14 protein-coding genes are annotated in these 14253 nt (G+C 61.8%); 13 read left to right on the top strand and 1 reads right to left on the bottom strand.

Annotation, left to right across the window (positions count from 1 at the left end; all coding sequences use genetic code 11):
- The first annotated feature begins 25 nt into the window (after positions 1-25).
- Both FGKAn22_RS07890 and tilS read left to right on the top strand, forming a co-directional pair.
- Positions 26-994: an acetyl-CoA carboxylase carboxyltransferase subunit alpha gene (locus FGKAn22_RS07890; RefSeq protein WP_212785107.1), complete on the top strand. Its 969-nt coding sequence runs from the start codon at positions 26-28 to the stop codon at positions 992-994.
- Positions 963-2303, top strand: coding sequence for a tRNA lysidine(34) synthetase TilS (gene tilS / locus FGKAn22_RS07885; RefSeq protein WP_212785106.1), 1341 nt, complete (start codon positions 963-965; stop codon positions 2301-2303). The genes FGKAn22_RS07890 and tilS overlap by 32 nt, the downstream gene beginning before the upstream one ends.
- Positions 2304-2332: 29 nt before the next feature.
- On the opposite strand, the gene FGKAn22_RS07880 is transcribed toward tilS, so the two are convergent.
- Entirely contained in the window at positions 2333-3970 is a 1638-nt protein-coding gene (locus tag FGKAn22_RS07880) for a methyl-accepting chemotaxis protein (protein WP_212785105.1), read from the bottom strand.
- Between the two features lie 251 nt (positions 3971-4221).
- Between FGKAn22_RS07880 and FGKAn22_RS07875 the strand changes: the two genes are divergently transcribed.
- The 11 genes from FGKAn22_RS07875 (at position 4222) to FGKAn22_RS07825 (ending at position 14182) form a co-directional block, all read left to right on the top strand.
- Entirely contained in the window at positions 4222-4506 is a 285-nt protein-coding gene (locus FGKAn22_RS07875) for a hypothetical protein (protein ID WP_246487368.1), read from the top strand.
- A 55-nt stretch (positions 4507-4561) separates the two neighbouring features.
- Positions 4562-4987 (top strand): nucleoside-diphosphate kinase, encoded by a 426-nt coding sequence (gene ndk, locus FGKAn22_RS07870; protein ID WP_212785103.1) that lies wholly within the window; start codon positions 4562-4564, stop codon positions 4985-4987.
- A gap of 15 nt (positions 4988-5002) precedes the next feature.
- The gene (gene rlmN / locus FGKAn22_RS07865; protein WP_212785102.1) at positions 5003-6085 is read left to right on the top strand and encodes a dual-specificity RNA methyltransferase RlmN; all 1083 of its coding nucleotides are present in this window, start codon (positions 5003-5005) and stop codon (positions 6083-6085) included.
- Positions 6085-6852, top strand: coding sequence for a type IV pilus biogenesis/stability protein PilW (gene pilW / locus FGKAn22_RS07860; RefSeq protein ID WP_212785101.1), 768 nt, complete (start codon positions 6085-6087; stop codon positions 6850-6852). Before rlmN ends, pilW begins: the two co-directional genes overlap by 1 nt.
- Complete coding sequence (locus tag FGKAn22_RS07855; RefSeq protein WP_212785100.1) at positions 6849-7757, top strand: RodZ domain-containing protein; 909 nt, start codon at positions 6849-6851, stop codon at positions 7755-7757. Before pilW ends, FGKAn22_RS07855 begins: the two co-directional genes overlap by 4 nt.
- A 1-nt stretch (position 7758) precedes the next feature.
- On the top strand, positions 7759-8994 hold the full coding sequence (gene ispG, locus FGKAn22_RS07850; RefSeq protein WP_212785099.1) for a flavodoxin-dependent (E)-4-hydroxy-3-methylbut-2-enyl-diphosphate synthase: 1236 nt from the start codon (positions 7759-7761) through the stop codon (positions 8992-8994).
- A gap of 71 nt (positions 8995-9065) precedes the next feature.
- Complete coding sequence (gene hisS / locus FGKAn22_RS07845; protein ID WP_212785098.1) at positions 9066-10334, top strand: histidine--tRNA ligase; 1269 nt, start codon at positions 9066-9068, stop codon at positions 10332-10334.
- A 14-nt stretch (positions 10335-10348) separates the two neighbouring features.
- Positions 10349-10987 carry a YfgM family protein gene (locus tag FGKAn22_RS07840; RefSeq protein ID WP_212785097.1) on the top strand — a complete coding sequence of 213 codons (639 nt, stop codon included), beginning with the start codon at positions 10349-10351 and terminating at the stop codon, positions 10985-10987.
- Positions 10984-12147 (top strand): outer membrane protein assembly factor BamB, encoded by a 1164-nt coding sequence (bamB, locus tag FGKAn22_RS07835; protein WP_212785096.1) that lies wholly within the window; start codon positions 10984-10986, stop codon positions 12145-12147. Before FGKAn22_RS07840 ends, bamB begins: the two co-directional genes overlap by 4 nt.
- A gap of 14 nt (positions 12148-12161) precedes the next feature.
- Entirely contained in the window at positions 12162-13559 is a 1398-nt protein-coding gene (gene der, locus FGKAn22_RS07830) for a ribosome biogenesis GTPase Der (protein WP_212785095.1), read from the top strand.
- Between the two features lie 2 nt (positions 13560-13561).
- Positions 13562-14182, top strand: coding sequence for a cation efflux transmembrane domain-containing protein (locus FGKAn22_RS07825; protein WP_212785094.1), 621 nt, complete (start codon positions 13562-13564; stop codon positions 14180-14182).
- Positions 14183-14253 lie beyond the last annotated feature (71 nt).

Here is a 14253-nt window from a genome sequence, read left to right as displayed (position 1 = left end):
GCTTTTTTGCAGGGAACCAAGGATTATGAAAGTCACATTTCTGGATTTTGAAAACCCCATCGCCGAGCTGGAAGACAAGATCGAGCAACTGCGTTACGTTCAGGACGACTCCGCGCTCGACATCGCCGACGAGATCGGGCGTTTGTCGAAGAAGAGCGAGTCCCTGACCAAGGACATCTACGCCAAGCTCACGCCCTGGCAGATTTCTCAGGTGTCGCGCCACCCTCAGCGCCCCTATACGCTGGATTACATCGAGCACCTGTTCACCGATTTCGAGGAACTGCACGGCGACCGCGCCTTTGCGGACGACAAGGCCATCGTTGGCGGTCTGGCGCGCTTCAACGGCCAGAGTGTGATGGTGATCGGTCACCAGAAGGGGCGCGATACCAAGGAGAAAATCGCGCGCAACTTCGGCATGCCGCGTCCGGAAGGCTATCGCAAGGCGCTGCGCCTGATGAAGCTGGCGGAGAAGTTCGGCATTCCGATCATGACATTCATCGATACACCCGGCGCCTATCCCGGCGTCGGCGCGGAAGAGCGCGGACAGTCCGAGGCGATCGGCCGCAACCTGTACGAGATGGCCGAACTGCGCGTGCCCATCATCTGCACCGTGATCGGCGAGGGCGGCTCCGGCGGCGCGCTGGCGATCGCGGTGGGCGACGCGCTGCTGATGCTGCAATACAGTACCTATTCGGTGATCTCGCCGGAAGGCTGCGCCTCCATCCTGTGGAAGAGCGCTGAGAAGGCGCCGGATGCCGCCGAGACGCTGGGCATCACCGCGACGCGCCTGAAGACCCTGGGGCTGATCGACAAGATCGTCAGCGAGCCGCTGGGCGGCGCGCACCGCGACTATGCGGGCACCATGCAGAGCGTGAAGAAGGCCCTGCAGGATGCGCTCAAACAGGCGCAGAACAAACCGGTTGCCAGCTTGATGCAGGACAGGTTCAACCGCCTGATGAGCTATGGCAAATTCAAGGAAGTCGAAGTCGGCTGATCTTTCCCTGCGGACCGCGGCGCAGCTTGCGCCGCTGCTTCCCGCGCACAGCTCCATTCTTATCGGATTGAGTGGCGGGGTGGATTCGGTGGTGCTGCTGGATCTGCTGAGCAGCCTTGCGCCGCGATTCTCCTGGCGGCTTTCCGCCTTGCACGTTCACCACGGCATCAGCCTCAACGCCGATGCGTGGGCGGATTTCTGCGCCGCACTCTGTGCGCGCCACGACATTCCCCTCACTATCGAGCGAGTCGACATCGCTCCGTTGCGCGATCACGGCATCGAGGCGGCCGCTCGCAAGCTGCGCCACGCGGCGTTCGCGCGCCAGCCGTGCGACTTCGTCGCGCTGGCGCACCACGCCGACGACCAGGCGGAGACGCTACTGCTACAGCTACTGCGCGGAGCAGGCGTCAAGGGGGCGGCGGCGATGCCCTTCCTCGCGCGGCGCGAGGGCGCTCCGGCACTGCTTCGTCCGTTGTTGCATTGCTCGCGGCAGGATATCCTCGATTACGCCGCGGCGCACGAGTTGCAATGGATAGAGGATGAGAGCAATGCGGACGACAGTTATCCGCGCAACTTCCTGCGCCATCGCGCGCTGCCGCTGCTGGAGCAGAAGTTTCCCGAGTGGCGTTCCACCCTGTCGCGCAGCGCGCAACATTTCGCCGAAGCGAGCGGATTGCTGGACGAACTGGCGCAACAGGATGCCGTGCAGGCGGTGCACCACGGGACACTGGATATCTCCGCATTGCAGGCTTTGAGTCTCCCTCGTGCCAAGAATCTGCTGCGCTACTTTCTGCATCGCATCGGCGCGCCGATGCCGCAGGCCGTCCAACTGGATGACATGCTGCAACAATTGTGCGATGCGAGGCGCGATGCCGCCGTGTGCGTCAATTTCGGCGACTGGCAGGTGATGCGTTACCAGGGCAGGGCATATGCGATGCCTGCTATGTCTGCTTTTGAACACAACTTCATGCAGCCGTGGAATGGAGAGTCCGAACTGGATTGGCCTGCGCTAAGCGGGCGGCTGAAGTTCGAGCAAGTGCCGGGAGCGGGAATCAGTCTGGCGAAATTGCGGCACGCGCCGGTCACGCTGCGTCTGCGCAGTGGCGGCGAAACGCTGTGTCCGCATTTGCATGCCGCGACACGCACGCTGAAAAAACTGCTGCAGGAGCACCAGGTGCCGCCCTGGCGGCGCGAGCGCCTGCCTTTGCTGTATTGCGGCGATGAACTGGTCTGCGTGGCGGGCGTAGCGATCGCGGCGGGATATCAGGCCGGCCCGAAAGAGGCCGGGGTGAGGTTGTTGCTGGTGTGAGCTAGCAGCCCCTGGAGGGGCTGCATGTCTCAGCACCTGAAACGGTTGATCGCCGTGCGCATGCCGTCCGCCAGTTGCGCAAGGGTGGTGGCCGAGCCGGAGGTTTCTTCGGCCGCGGCACTGTTTTCCTCGGTCATTTGCGCGACCTTTTCGACGTGGCTGGCGATGTCGTTGCTGGCGGCGCTTTGTTCGACCAGCGCAGAGGATATGTCGCCGACCGTCCTGAGTACTTGCTCGGAGCCATCCTTGATCTGGTTGATGGCATCGCCGGCCTGCTGCGCCAGCGCGACACCGCTGTCGACCTGATTGACCGCCCCGGACATGCTGCCGACCGCGACGCGGGCGGTGTTCTGGATGGAGTCGATCATCTGGGTGATTTCCTCGGTGGCGCTGGAGGTCCGCTCCGCCAGTTTGCGCACTTCATCGGCTACCACGGCGAAACCGCGCCCCTGTTCGCCTGCGCGTGCCGCTTCGATGGCGGCATTCAGGGCCAGCAGGTTGGTCTGTTCGGCGATTTCCTTGATGACCTGTACGATGGAAGATATCTGGGTCGATTGCTGGCCGAGCTCTTCGATGGAGATGGAAGTCTGGCGCACCGTGTCGGCGATCTGCCTCATCTCGGCCGCGGCATTGTGGATGATCTCGCCGCCTTGGCCGGACAGTTCGCCGGACTTGCGGGATAGCTGCAGTGCTTCGCGCGCGCTTTCCGAAACATGGTTGATGCTGACCGTGACTTCTTCCACCGTGGCCGCCATTGCGGATGCGGCCTCGCTCTGGTGCGCGGAACTGGTGGCGACCTGATGAGAGGAGGTCGACAGTGCGCGTGATGAGTCGAATAGCCTGTCTATGCCGTCATGCAGTTCATGCAAGGTGGCTTGCAGGTTGCCGATCAGTTCGTTGAACGAACGCGCGGTCTGTCCGATCTCGTCCTTGCTGTCGACCGCGATGCGTCGGGTAAAGTCCCCGGTCTTGCCGATCTCGACCATGGTCGATTTCATCGCGCTTACGGGGCGGATGATGGATCTGGAGATCAGGGCGGAGAAGATGGTGGCCAGCAGGGCTGCGATCAGGCCGCCGCCCGCCATTTCTTTCATGGTCAATTCGGCAGAGCTTACGGTGTTTGCGACAATCCCGTTGGCCTCGGCGATCTGCTGTTCGCGGAATTTTGCCAGTTCGCCGGAGATGGTCTCACTGTCTTTGTCGAAGCCCTCCATCGCGGTATTGCCGGCATCCAGCCCCTGGGTGATGTAGGCCTCCGCCATGGCCTTGCCGTTGGTGTAGAAGGTGTTGAAGCTCGCTTCGATGTCCTGGATTTTCTTCAGGTTGTCGGTGTCATGCTCCAGCTGGTACATCTGCTTGTACTTTTCCACGCCGGCCAGGAAGCGTTTGGCCGCAGCGTCGGCATCCTTGTAACCGTCACGGTCATGGGTGGCGGAAACGTCCGTCAGCCACTGCTGCACTTCGGAGCGCGCCGTGTCCATCTCATCCACCGACAGGACGTACGGCAGGGTTTCTTCCTTGATCAGCTGGATGTCCTGCATCAGGTGGGAGAACGATACGCCCACCATCAGCAAGTTTGCCACGAACAGTACCACCACCACGATGAAGCCGGCGGCAAGTCTTGACCCGATGCTCATATTTCCCAATGGCCCACCCGCTGTCGACATAATTTTCTCCCCGAACAAATTTTTTAAAGTATGAACTGCCAGTATCGGCAGGAACCGATTTTTCTTTAGGGCGACGTTCCATCGTATCTTATCCCCCGTTCTCGCTTAGAGGCAAAACTGCCGGAAGCAATCGCCATGTCTTCCGCGCTACAATGGCTTTGGTTTGGGCATGGTTGATCCTCGAGAGATAGGGAATGTTGCGGCCAATCTGCAGTAAATGTCTTTCCCCTTTGCGAAACAGGTGGGCAAGCGTGCGCTCGGCACAGGCGGCCCATCGCCGGTATGTCCGGAAAGAGCTATCCAAAGTGCGCGGACTGATGCCGCTGCTGATGAAGCATCGCAATGGCGAGCGTTGGAGCGAGGAAGAGCGAGCGGTGCTGCTGCGCGACCTGCGGGCCTTGTCCAATCTGAGTCCCTACCTTGTTCCGCTGGTCATGCCCGGCGGCGTGCTGTTGCTGCCGGTATTGGCCTGGTGGCTGGACCGGCGGCATCACCGCCGGGTCGCTGCCGGTGCAGACCCGGCGGACAAAGCCTGATAGAATTGCGGACTCAGAATTTTCTGATTAACTTTAATCATTTGGAGAAAGAAGCATGGCTGTTGAACGTACCCTGTCGATTATCAAACCCGATGCCGTGGCGAAGAATGTCATCGGCCAGATCTACACCCGTTTCGAGAACGCCGGCCTGAAGATCGTCGCTGCTCGCATGGCCCAATTGTCCCGCGCCGAAGCCGAAGGCTTCTATGCCGTGCACGCAGCACGCCCGTTCTTCAAGGACCTGGTGGACTTCATGGTCTCCGGCCCGGTGATGATCCAGGTGCTGGAAGGTGAAGGCGCGATCCTGAAGAACCGCGACCTGATGGGCGCAACCGATCCGAAGAAGGCCGAGAAGGGAACCATCCGCGCCGACTTCGCCGACAGCATCGACGCAAATGCAGTGCACGGTTCCGACTCGGCTGAGAACGCCGCGATCGAGATTGCCTATTTCTTCCCGGCACTGAACGTCTACTCGCGTTAATTCACGACTGACTAGATGAAGCAAAACCTCCTCGACTTTGATGCTCAGCAACTGACTGCGTGGTTTGCGGAACACGGCGAGAAGCCGTTCCGCGCCAAGCAGGTGCTGCGCTGGATATACAAGGCCGGGGAGTCCGATTTCGACGCGATGAGCGACCTCGCGGTCTCTCTTCGCGAAAAACTCAAGCAGATCGCCTGTGTGGAAGCGCCGAAGGTGATGCGCGAGGAGCTGTCCGGCGACGGCACGCGCAAATGGCTGCTGGACATGGGCACGGGGAATGCGGTCGAGACCGTGTACATCCCCGAGGAGACGCGCGGCACGCTGTGCGTTTCGACCCAGGCAGGGTGCGCGCTGGATTGCGCTTTCTGCTCCACCGGCAAGCAGGGCTTCAACCGCAACCTGTCGGTGGCGGAGATCATCGGCCAGCTCTGGTGGGCGAACCACCAGGTCGGCAAAGATGCCGAGGGAAACTGGCAGATCAGCAACGTGGTGCTGATGGGAATGGGCGAGCCGCTGCTGAACTTCGACAATACCGTCAGTGCGTTGCGGCTGATGCTGGACGATCACGCCTACGGTCTGTCCCGCCGTCGCGTGACGGTGTCCACCTCCGGCATCGTGCCGGCGATGGACCGCCTGCGCGACGAGTGCCCGGTGGCGCTGGCGGTATCGCTGCACGCGCCGAACGACAAGCTGCGCGACGAGTTGGTGCCGATCAACCAGAAGTATCCGCTGAAAGAGCTGATGGCGGCCTGCAAGCGTTATTTGGAAAAAGCGCCGCGCGACTTCATCACGTTCGAGTACGTGATGCTGGACGGCGTCAACGATCGCGAACAGGATGCTCGCGAACTGGTGAAGCTGGTGCGCGACGTGCCCTGCAAGTTCAACCTGATCCCGTTCAATCCGTTCCCGCAGTCACCTTACCGTCGCTCCGGCCCCGAGGCGGTTCGCCGCTTCCGCGACCTGCTGATGCAGGCGGACATCGTGACCACGATACGCAAGGTGCGCGGCGACGACATCGCTGCTGCGTGTGGGCAATTGGCAGGGCAGGTGCAGGACAAGACCAAACGAACTACACAACGCTTAGTCGAGGTGCGCTGATGAAGAAAACAACAACCATATTGTTCCTGTTGGCGCTGTTGGTAGGTTGCGGCACGCCATCCGGTGGCCAAAGCGCTGCGCCGGATCAGCTCAAGTCCCGCGCCAATGCCAGTGCCAAGGTGCATACCGAGCTGGCGGGGATGTATTACGAACGCGCACAGCTTGGTGTTGCGCTGGGAGAGGTCGAGCTGGCCCTGCAGGCCGACCGCAATTATGCACCCGCCTACAGCATGCGCGGCCTGCTGCATATGACGCTGCGCGAGGATAAGGAGGCGGAAGAGGATTTTCAGCAAAGCCTGCGCCTGGACAAGACCGACTCCGAAACGCACAACAACTATGGCTGGTTCCTGTGCCAGCGCGGCAGGGAAAAGGAATCCATCCCCCACTTCATGGCGGCCCTGAAGAATCCGCTGTATCAAACGCCGGAACGTGCCTACCTGAACGCTGGACTGTGTTCCAGGAAAGCGGGTAACAGCAAGGATGCAGAAGAATTTCTCCAGCGCGCGCTGGTGGTGCAGCCAGGGTTGACGCAGGCTCTGCTGGCGATGGCGGAACTGAGCTTCGCCAATGGCGATTACGCCGCGGCGAAAAAGTATTTCGCGAACTATGCGGAAAGATCCGACAGTCTGACGGCTGAGCAGCTGTGGATGGCGGTGCGTATCGAACGCAAGATCGGCGACCGCAATGCGGAGGCCAGTTATGGAATGCAGTTGCGCAAACGTTTCCCGGATGCGCCCGAAACCCAATTGTTGACGCGTGGTGAATGATGGAGCAGCTTCCTGAAAATAGTGCCGCTCAAGGCGACAGTTCTGCGGTGATCCCTTCGTTGGGAAGGATTTTGCGCGAAGCGCGAGAACGCCTCGGATTGAATGTGACGGATGTGGCGCACCAGATCAAGCTTGCGCCGCGCCAGATCGAAGCACTGGAGGCCGATGATTATCAGCGCCTGCCGGAGATGGCTTTTGTGCGAGGGTTCGTGCGCAGCTACGCCAAGATATTGCATCTGGATGCGGAGTCGTTGCTGGCTGTACTGCCACAGCCAGAGGCAGCAGCAGTACAGCCGATTTTACCTTCGGTCGAAGTGCCGTTCCCGAGTCCGCTTTCTCCTCAGCGCCAGAATCTGATCCTGCTTGGCGCGGCGCTGCTGCTGGCGGTGGTGGTCGTGGCCTTTGCCGTGTGGCATTTGACGACGCCGCAAGAAAAGACCGAAACGGCGCAAGTCGAAACGCCGCTGGCCTTGCCCGCTGATGTGCAGGTCATTCCGGCCTCGCCCGTGGCGGAAGCCAGCACGATGGCGTCTGCCGTGCCCGCTGTTTCGGCACCCCAGCCATTGCCGGTTGCGGCACAGTCTTCGGTACCGGCAGCGAAGACTGCGGTCGCCCCGACTGCAACGGCAAAACCTGTGCCCCAGCCCGACACTTCGGCCAAGACCGGCGTGCTGCGCCTGGTGTTCGGTGAAGAGTCCTGGACGGAGATCAGGGATCGTGATGGCAAGCTGATCTCTTCACAGATCAATCTGCCGGGCAGCGAACTGCGGCTGGACGGTCGTGCGCCGTTGTCGCTGGTGATTGGCCATGCCGCATCGGCACACCTGTACTACAAGGGCAAGGAGGTGGATCTGAAGCCCTACACCAACGCCACTAGCGAAGTGGCGCGCCTGACCCTGGAATAATATGAGCGAAGTTGTGATCAAACGCCGCCCGTCGCAACGGGTGAAGGTGGGCAAGGTCGTGCTGGGCGGAGGTGCGCCTGTCGTGGTGCAGTCGATGACCAACACTGACACCGCCGACATCGAAAAGACCGTGCAGCAGGTGTTCGAACTGGCGCAGGCCGGTTCGGAACTGGTGCGCATCACCGTGAACACGCCGGAGGCTGCCGCTGCCGTGCCGGAAATCCGCAAGCGCCTCGATGCGCGGGGATGCGACGTGCCGCTGATCGGCGACTTCCACTACAACGGACACCGCCTGCTGACTGAGTTTCCGGATTGCGCGCAGGTGCTGGCGAAATACCGTATCAATCCCGGCAACGTGGGGCGAGTGCGCGAAGAAGCTGACCCGTTCACGATCATGATCGAAACCGCGATACGTTATGGCAAGCCGGTACGCATCGGCGTGAACTGGGGCAGCCTGGACCAGAACGTCGTGGTGCGAATGATGGACGAGAACTCGCGCCTGCCGCAGCCGAAGGACGTGGGCGAGGTCACTCGCGCCGCGCTGATCGCCTCCGCACTGGAGAGCGCGAAACGCGCCGAACAGTTGGGCATGCCGCATGATCGCATCGTGCTGTCCTGCAAGGTCAGCGAGGTGCAGGACCTGATCGCGGTGTATCGCGCGCTGATGCAGCAGTGCGACTATGCGCTGCACCTGGGCCTGACCGAGGCGGGCATGGGCTCCAAGGGCATCGTTGCCTCTACTGCGGCGCTTGCGGTGCTGTTGCAGGAAGGCATAGGCGATACCATCCGCGTGTCCCTGACGCCGCAGCCCGGCGGTTCGCGCACAGAGGAGGTGATCGTGGCGCAGGAGATCCTGCAGACCATGGGGTTGCGCGCGTTCGCGCCCATGGTCACCGCCTGTCCCGGCTGCGGCCGCACCACCAGCACGTTCTTCCAGGAACTTGCGCAGCGCATCCAGTCCCACTTGCGCGAGCGCATGCCGGAGTGGCGCAAGCAATACGACGGCGTCGAGAACATGACCGTGGCGGTGATGGGCTGTGTGGTGAACGGACCGGGCGAGAGCAAGCTGGCGAACATCGGCATCAGCCTGCCGGGCACGGGCGAGAGTCCGGCCGCGCCGGTCTACATCGACGGCGAGAAGGCGATGACCCTGCGTGGCGACAACATCGCGGAGGAGTTCGTGCAGATCGTGGACGATTATGTGGCAAGAAAGTATGTGAGGAAGAGCAGCTCGTAGCGGGGGGCGTGTAGCTCGTAGCCGGACTTTGCTACAAGCTACAAGCTACAAGCTACAGGCTCAGGATATTTATGAGCAACGAAACACTACAGGCCGTACGCGGCATGAACGACATCCTGCCGGACGAGGCGGGGCTTTGGCTATGGTTCGAGGACACGGTGCGCGACTGGCTGCAGGGCTACGGCTACCGCAACATCCGCATGCCATTGGTCGAGCCGACCGGCTTGTTCAAGCGCGCGATCGGAGAGGTCACCGACATCGTCGAGAAGGAGATGTACAGCTTCGAGGACAGCCTCAACGGCGACCACCTGACGCTGCGTCCCGAGGGCACGGCCTCCTGCGTGCGCGCCGTGCTGCAGCACAATTTGCTGTACAACGCGCCGCAGCGCCTGTATTACAGCGGCCCGATGTTCCGCCACGAGCGCCCGCAGAAGGGGCGCTACCGCCAGTTCCACCAGGTCGGCGTGGAGGCACTGGGCTTCGCGGGACCGGACATCGATGCCGAACAGATCATCATGTGCGCGCGGCTGTGGAAGAAGCTGGGCATCCGCGACGTCTCGCTGCAACTGAACACGCTGGGAGATACTGCTTCGCGCCATCGCCACCGCGAGAAGCTGATCGCGTATTTCGAACAGCACAAGGACGTGCTGGATGCTGATGCGACGCGCCGTCTGCACAGCAACCCTCTGCGCATCCTCGACAGCAAGAACCCGGCGATGCAGGAGATCATTGCGGGCGCGCCGAAGCTGATGGACGAGCTTGAAGAGGATGCACTGAAGCATTTCAACGATCTGCAATCCATACTCAAACGCCACGACATTGCATACGAGATCAATCCGCGTCTGGTGCGCGGGCTGGACTATTACAATCGCACGGTGTTCGAGTGGGTCACCACGCGGCTCGGCGCGCAGGGTACTATTTGCGCGGGCGGACGCTATGATGGCCTGGTCGAACAGATCGGCGGCAAACCCGCCCCGGCGATGGGCTTCGCGATGGGCGTGGAGCGCCTGCTGGCGCTTGTGCAGGAAGACGGCATGGCGCTGCCGAAGCAGGAGGTGGACGTGTACGTAGTGCACCAGGGCGAGCTGGCCGGCCAGTTGGCGAGCCGCGTCGCCGAGCAATTGCGCGACGACCGGTTGCGCGTGCTGCTGCACTGCGGCGGCGGCAGCTTCAAGTCGCAGATGAAGAAGGCCGACGGCAGCGGCGCGAGCGTCGCAGTGGTGATCGGCGACGACGAGGCTCAGGCGAACGAGGTCAGCGTCAAGCCGATGCAGGGCGGAGAACAAGTGCGTGTGGGCGTTAGCCAGCTCATCGCAACGATCAACAACATTATCAAGTAGAGACGGGGTAGAACATGGCAGCTTTGGACTTGCAGGAACAGGAACAGCTCGACACGATCAAGGCGTGGTGGAAAGACAACGGCAACAAGGTGCTGGGCGCAGTGCTGATCGTGGTGGTCGCAATGGGCGGCTGGCGCGGCTGGCAGTATTACCAGAACAAGCAGGCCGCCGAGGCTGCGACCTTGTACGCGGAGTTCGTCAAGCAGATGGAGAGCAATGATGCCAAGCGCATCAATGATGCCGCCGCCGCGGTGATGGACAAGTATGCGTCCACCGCCTATGCCTCGCGCGCCGCATTACTGGCCGCGCAGGTGAACGAGAATACGAAGGACGTGGCGCGCGCCAAGACGCAACTGCAATGGACGCTCGACCATGCCGGCGAGGCGACGCAGAAGGACGTGGCGCGTCTGCGCCTCGCGGCGATCCTGCTGGACGAGAAGGCTTATGATGCCGCGATGAAACTGCTGAACGCCGTTCATCCGGATTCGTTCAATGGCCTGTATGCCGACCTGAAGGGGGACGTGCTGAGCGCGCAGGGCAAAACCGATGAAGCGCGCACCGCTTACAAGCTGGCTTACGAGAAGACCGACGCGAAGAGCATGTACCGCAACCTGATCCAGATGAAACTGGATGCGCTCGGAGCCGCAAAATGATTTCGGCACGCCAGCATCTTTTCAGACTCACGCTGTTGCTGGCGCTGTTTGCACTCGGCGGCTGTTCGGCGGTGGATACCGTGCAGGGCTGGTTCGGCAAGTCGGGAGCTGTCGAACCGGCGAAATTGCAGGACTTTGCCGAGACTGCGAAGTTCGAGGTGCGATGGCATGCTGATGTAGGGAGTTCCGGCGCGAATGTGTTGCAGCCCGCGCTGACGGCTGATGCGATCTATGGAGCATCCGGCGACGGTATGCTGACGCGCATCGATCGCGCCAGCGGCAAGCAGGTGTGGCGCATCGAGAGCGGCATCACGGTAAGCGGCGGAGTGGGCGCGGGCGAAGGATTGGTGCTGATCGGCAGCAACAAGGGCGACGTGCTGGCCTACGACGAGGACGGCAAACTACGCTGGAAGAGCAAGGTGTCGAGCGAAGTGCTGAGCACGCCGCAGGCCGCCGACGGAATCGTTGTGGTACGCAGCGGAGACGGACGCATCGCCGGACTTGATACGTCCGACGGCAAGCGCGTCTGGGAGTACGAACGCAGCACGCCCGCGCTGGTAGTGCGCAGCCATGCGGGCGTGACCATCCAGCGCGGCGTGGCCTTCGCCGGTTTTGCCGGCGGCAAGCTGGCCGCACTGAAGGTGAAGGATGGCTCGGTGCTATGGGAAAACTCGGTGTCGCAGCCGCGCGGCAACACCGAACTGGAACGCATCAGCGACATCACCAGCAATCCGGTGGCGGACGACGAACAGGTCTGCGCCATCGCTTTTCAGGGACGCGTGGCCTGCTACGATGCGGCACAGGGCAGCCCCTTGTGGAACCGCGACATCGGAAGCGACAAGGGCATGATGCTGCTGCGCAAGTATCTCTACCTCACCGATGCCAACGGTTCTGTCATGGCGCTGGACAAGGTCAGTGGCAGCACACTGTGGAAGAACGAACAGCTGTTCATGCGTGACACTTCCATCCCGTATGCCATCGGCAATTTCGTGGTGGCCGGGGATTATGAAGGCTACCTGCACGGCCTGAGCCGTGAAGACGGCAGCTTCGCCGCGCGCATCAGGCTGGACGGTGCGATCCAGGCAGCGCCTCAGCAACTTGACGACGGTCTGCTGGTGCAGACACGCGACGGCGACTTGTACTCGCTGTCCTTAAAATAAAGAAGGTATTTGAAATGTTGCCCACCCTGGTATTAGTTGGTCGTCCGAATGTGGGCAAGTCCACGCTGTTCAATCGTCTCACCCGCAGCCGCGATGCGCTGGTCGCCGACCAGCCCGGCCTCACGCGCGACCGCCATTACGGTCGCGGCAGGGTAGGGACCAAGCCCTATCTGGTGGTCGATACCGGCGGCCTGGAACCGGTCGCCAAGGACGGCATCCTGTACGAGATGGCTCGGCAGAGCCGCCAGGCGGTGGACGAGGCCGACGTGGTGCTGTTCATCGTCGACGGCCGCGCCGGCTGCACGCCGCAGGATACGATCATCGCCGAACAGCTGCGCAAGACCGGCAAGCCCATCCTGCTGCTGGTCAACAAGGCCGAAGGCATGCAGCGCATGCGCGTGATCGCCGATTTCTACGAACTGGGACTGGGCGAGCCGATACCGATCTCCTCGGCGCACGGCGATAACGTGAACGAAGTGATCGAGATCGCGCTGGAGGACTTCGCTCCGGAGAGCGAGGAGGAAGACAAGGAAGAGCATCCGCCCAAGCTGGCCATCGTCGGACGCCCCAACGTCGGCAAGTCCACGCTGGTGAACGCCATCCTCGGCGAACAGCGTGTGATCGCGTTCGACCAGCCGGGCACCACGCGCGATTCCATCTACATCGACTTCGAACGTGACGGCAAGCAATACACCATCATCGACACCGCCGGCGTGCGCCGCCGCGGCAAGATCGACGAAGCGATCGAGAAGTTCTCTGTGATCAAGACCATGCAGGCCATCGAGGACGCCAACGTGGTGGTGCTGGTGGTGGACGGGGCCGATCAGATCACCGAGCAAGACGCGCATGTGGCCGACTTCGTGCTGCAGGCCGGACGCGCCCTGGTGCTGGCGGTCAACAAATGGGACGGCCTGGATGCGCACCAGCGCGACATGGTCAAGCGCGACATCGAGCGCAAACTGCATTTCCTCGACTTCGCCAAGCTGCATTTCATCTCCGCGCTGAATGGCACCGGCATCGACAAGCTGCTGAAGTCGGTGGACGAGGCCTACGCGGCGGCGATGATCAAGCTGCCGACGCCGAAACTCACCCGCGCGCTGATGGCCGCGCTGGAGAAACAGCAACCGCCGAAGGGCGCGCGCTTCCGTCCCAAGATGCGCTACGCCCACCAGGGCGGCAGCAACCCGCCGCTCATCATCATCCACGGCAGCGGCCTGGACGACGTGCCCGCCAGCTACCAGCGCTATCTGGAGCGCGCCTTCTGCGAGATGTTCCGCCTGCAGGGCACGCCGCTCAAGATCCAGTTCGTCTCCAGCAAGAACCCGTTCGAGGGCAAGAAGCGGGTCCTTACCGAAGAAGAACAGCGCCGCGCCCACCGCGCACGCATCATCGGACGCAAGCGCTACGGCTAGCCATGGCCAATTGTTGCCACGACAAAGCCTGCGAGCTTGATGCACTCCGCGGTCGCCAGAGCGCGACCCTCAAATGGGTGCTGGGTATCAATGCCGTAATGTTCGTGGTGGAACTGGCTGCCGGACTCATGTCGGGCTCCCTGTCGCTACTGGCGGATTCGCTGGACATGCTGGGCGATGCACTGGTGTATGGGTTCAGCCTCTATGTGGTCGCCCGCGGCGCGAGGATGAAGGCGCGCGCCGCCCTGCTCAAAGGCGGCATCATGGCTGCGTTTGGCCTGTTCGTCCTCGGACAGGCGATATACAAGATACTTTTCCCGCAGCTTCCCGTATTCGAGGCCATCGGCGCTGTCGGTCTGCTGGCGCTTGCCGCGAATGGCATCTGTTTCGCCTTGCTCTGGAAGCATCGCGCTGAAGACATCAACATGAGTTCGGTCTGGCTGTGTTCCCGCAATGACATCATCGCGAATGTCTCGGTGCTGTTCGCCGCTGCTGGAGTATGGTTGACCCATTCGGGCTGGCCCGACATCCTGGTTGGACTGGCGCTCGCTGCACTTTTTCTGAGATCGGCGATGCTCGTACTGCGCGGGGCGGTTGCCGAACTCCGGTCTCTCAAAGACTGAACAGGGGCGCTTTTGAAGGGGGCAGCTTCGCATTGTTCTCCTGAATCACACCCATTTCTCAATTCCTCTGG

The organism is Ferrigenium kumadai (assembly GCF_018324385.1).
GTDB lineage: Bacteria > Pseudomonadota > Gammaproteobacteria > Burkholderiales > Gallionellaceae > Gallionella > Gallionella kumadai.
This window is presented reverse-complemented; position numbering and strand designations above follow the sequence as displayed.

Bases quoted from the DNA above. Each gene is read 5' to 3' on its own strand.
- FGKAn22_RS07890 (WP_212785107.1), top strand. From the start codon at position 26: ATGAAAGTCACATTTCTGGATTTTGAAAACCCCATCGCCGAGCTGGAA.
- tilS (WP_212785106.1), top strand. From the start codon at position 963: ATGGCAAATTCAAGGAAGTCGAAGTCGGCTGATCTTTCCCTGCGGACC.
- FGKAn22_RS07880 (WP_212785105.1), bottom strand. From the start codon at position 3,970: ATGTCGACAGCGGGTGGGCCATTGGGAAATATGAGCATCGGGTCAAGA.
- ndk (WP_212785103.1), top strand. From the start codon at position 4,562: ATGGCTGTTGAACGTACCCTGTCGATTATCAAACCCGATGCCGTGGCG.
- rlmN (WP_212785102.1), top strand. From the start codon at position 5,003: ATGAAGCAAAACCTCCTCGACTTTGATGCTCAGCAACTGACTGCGTGG.
- pilW (WP_212785101.1), top strand. From the start codon at position 6,085: ATGAAGAAAACAACAACCATATTGTTCCTGTTGGCGCTGTTGGTAGGT.
- FGKAn22_RS07855 (WP_212785100.1), top strand. From the start codon at position 6,849: ATGATGGAGCAGCTTCCTGAAAATAGTGCCGCTCAAGGCGACAGTTCT.
- ispG (WP_212785099.1), top strand. From the start codon at position 7,759: ATGAGCGAAGTTGTGATCAAACGCCGCCCGTCGCAACGGGTGAAGGTG.
- hisS (WP_212785098.1), top strand. From the start codon at position 9,066: ATGAGCAACGAAACACTACAGGCCGTACGCGGCATGAACGACATCCTG.
- FGKAn22_RS07840 (WP_212785097.1), top strand. From the start codon at position 10,349: ATGGCAGCTTTGGACTTGCAGGAACAGGAACAGCTCGACACGATCAAG.
- bamB (WP_212785096.1), top strand. From the start codon at position 10,984: ATGATTTCGGCACGCCAGCATCTTTTCAGACTCACGCTGTTGCTGGCG.
- der (WP_212785095.1), top strand. From the start codon at position 12,162: ATGTTGCCCACCCTGGTATTAGTTGGTCGTCCGAATGTGGGCAAGTCC.
- FGKAn22_RS07825 (WP_212785094.1), top strand. From the start codon at position 13,562: ATGGCCAATTGTTGCCACGACAAAGCCTGCGAGCTTGATGCACTCCGC.